3 protein-coding genes are annotated in these 2,813 nt (G+C 36.7%); all 3 read left to right on the top strand.

The window, feature by feature from the left end; all coding sequences use genetic code 11:
• Nucleotides 1–313: ABC-three component system protein (locus QZ824_RS11265; RefSeq protein ID WP_291276113.1), on the top strand; the 313-nt coding region annotated here is incomplete at its 5' end.
• Entirely contained in the window at nt 276–800 is a 525-nt protein-coding gene (locus QZ824_RS11260) for an ABC-three component system middle component 2 (protein ID WP_291276112.1), read from the top strand. The genes QZ824_RS11265 and QZ824_RS11260, both read left to right, overlap by 38 nt.
• Nucleotides 797–2,680, top strand: coding sequence for an AAA family ATPase (locus QZ824_RS11255; RefSeq protein WP_291276111.1), 1,884 nt, complete (start codon nt 797–799; stop codon nt 2,678–2,680). The genes QZ824_RS11260 and QZ824_RS11255 overlap by 4 nt, the downstream gene beginning before the upstream one ends.
• Nucleotides 2,681–2,813: the final 133 nt, after the last annotated feature.

Raw genomic sequence — 2,813 nt, 5'->3', positions numbered from 1 at the left:
GTATAAAAAGCATCTTCAGCGTTCTAGGGAAGATTTTTTGCATGCAGAAACGCTGAGGAATTTTTCTAGAGAATCCTTGCCTATAGGTGAATTTGAATCAGTGCAGGGTCAGATTTTGAGCGGAATTTTAGATGTCGTTGAGTCAGATGAAATTAATGGATTTGATAAAGTTAAAAAGGCAGTCAGTGAGGCAAAAAAATTACAACTACCAATAAATCCACTATCTGCGTGTATAACCGTCAATGATAGGGGAGGCATTTGCCATCAATTGGCGAATGATGACAGATTATCATGGTGTAACCCGGATGAATAATATTTCAAACGTATTTAATACGCCATTAGAAACCGGATTAAGGTGCATGGCCCTTCTGGTTGCTGGATACCCTAATTATTACGATATTGATCGAATTATTTTTTATGATTACTTATTGGTTCACTCAGGTGATATTGCCGGTGGGCCTGCAAGCCTACACCCAAGTACGCCACATCGGTCTGGGGAAATATTAATTAGAAGGCCTGTATTGGAGAATGGCTTAAAAGCGATGATTTTTCGCGGCTTGATCGAAGTGAAATATTCTAACATGGGGATTGAATATGTAGCCACCGATCTAGCCGCTCCATTCTTGGAATCGCTTGAGGCTCAATACACTAAAAAAATGCTCGCTATTGCGGATTGGGTTGTTCATGAATTTGATTCATTACCAATTAGTGAATTGAAGGTAATTCTGAAAAACAATATTACTGTATGGGGTGGTGAATTTCTGAATGAGTCGGTCATTCGCGGAGATCTTTTCTCATGAACAAGGGATTTTATATTAATCGACTAATTGTAAACGGTAGTGATCGTGAAGATGTATTTATAACTTTTTCGCCTAATGTGCATGTCATTGTTGGGCCTTCCAATACCGGGAAAACGCATATTTTCCAATGCGTTAAATATATGCTAGGCGCTGATAGCCAACCCAAACCAATTAAAGAGTCTGAAGGGTATGAAAATTGCTATTTAGAAATAGTTTTACCTGATTCGACAAAGCATACTCTTGTTAGAGGATTGTCAGGTGGCCATGCATCACTTTATGAATGCCCATATGAAGAAATAAAAAATTATCTTAGAGAGCCTGAAATTCTATATGTTGGTAAACCTAAGAAAAATGCTATAACGCTATCAGAATACTTTTTGCGATTATCAAATTTAAATAACAAAAAGGTAAGGAGAAACCAAAGCGGTATAACTGATCCATTATATTTTTCAGATTTAAGACATTTAACTTTAATTGATGAAGTGGCAATCATCAAAGAGGGATCTCCTATTTTCACCGGTCAAAGAGGTGAGGATACAAAAGAGAAGTCAGTTTTAAGGCTTTTGTTAACTGGAAAGGATGACAGTAATGTTATTTCTAAACCTAAGAAAAATGTCATAGAAAATAGAAAGGGAAGAATGGAGGTTATTGCTGAGTTAATTAAAAATTATAAAAAGGAGCTGGCCAGCTTTAATTACCCAGAAATAGATAGTGATGAATTGGATGATCAAATTAAGAAACTGGAAGCGTCGATTGAATCTTCTAAAGAGTTGCTAGATTCTCTTTATGATCAGGCAAAGGAATATGAGTCCACAATTGACTTACACTGGGTTGAGTGGAAGGAGAATGAATCTCGGCTTATCACTATTAATGAGTTACTTTCTAGATTTTATCTATTGGAAAAGCACTATGATACTGATATTTCTCGATTAGATGCCATTCAAGAAGTGGGTAATGCATTTTCATTACTGAATATAAGCCAATGCCCTGTATGTAACGGTGAGATAAGCGACGGAGATCATGCCATATGTAGCACTGACGATATAATAAATGCATCAAGAGCTGAATTATTAAAAATTGAAACACTCAAAAAGGAGCTTTACAGCACTACATCTACTTTAAAGAGTGAGAAGGAATTTCTAGTTGAAACTATAGAAAAGAATAAAAAATTTCATGCTGAAGCTCAGAAATATGCCACCGATTTTGTATCGGAGAACATACGTGTAATGGTAAAAAAATTGGAAGATTATAGAGGGGCTCTTTCAGAAAAAAATGCAATTCAGAAAATAATTGAAAAACTAGAGGATTTAGAAGATCAGAAAAAGTTGTACGAACAAGAGGTAGATCCCATGGATGGAAATTATTCATTTGATGAGTTGACAACATCTACTGTTACCGATCTATGTGATGTAGTAAAGGGACTTTTAAATGAATGGAAATATGATGATGTGTTGAGTGTCTCTTTTAGCGAGAAAACATGTGACTTGGTCATAAACGGATACGATAGAAATCTATCTGGAAAAGGTTATCGCGCTCTCGCGTATGCCGCTTTTTCAATTGGGCTTATGCATATTTGCCTTCAGCCTGGTCGCAACCATTCAGGGGTTACTCTTTTGGATTCGCCTTTATGTACTTTGAGATCAAGGCACTTAGAGAAAGAAAGAAATCTCCAAGAAAAAGATGTAATTGGGGATAAAACAAAAGAAGCTTTTTATTTGGGTATTTCAAAGCTTAAGGAAAAGGGTCAAATTATTATTCTTGAAAATGATGGTCCTGCGCACCCTCAAGATCTTAATATTGGATACACTGAATTTACTAAAGACGCGAATGTAGGTAGGTATGGTTTTTATCCAAAATCTGATGCACTAATCAAAGCATAATAGGACAGGATTTAAGGTTGCCGCTTGCCTCGGCGTCCTTCTTGTCGGTTGCTGACCGCCAGCTCTACCAAGAAAACGGTCTGTCATTGAGGCAGACCTTTTGGGCTCCGTTATTAACTGCAACTTCAATGAT

This window comes from Flavobacterium sp. (genome assembly GCF_021151785.1).
Taxonomy (GTDB): domain Bacteria; phylum Bacteroidota; class Bacteroidia; order Flavobacteriales; family Flavobacteriaceae; genus Flavobacterium.
Note: the sequence above shows the minus strand (reverse complement) of the source record. Positions and strands in the feature narration are given on the sequence as shown.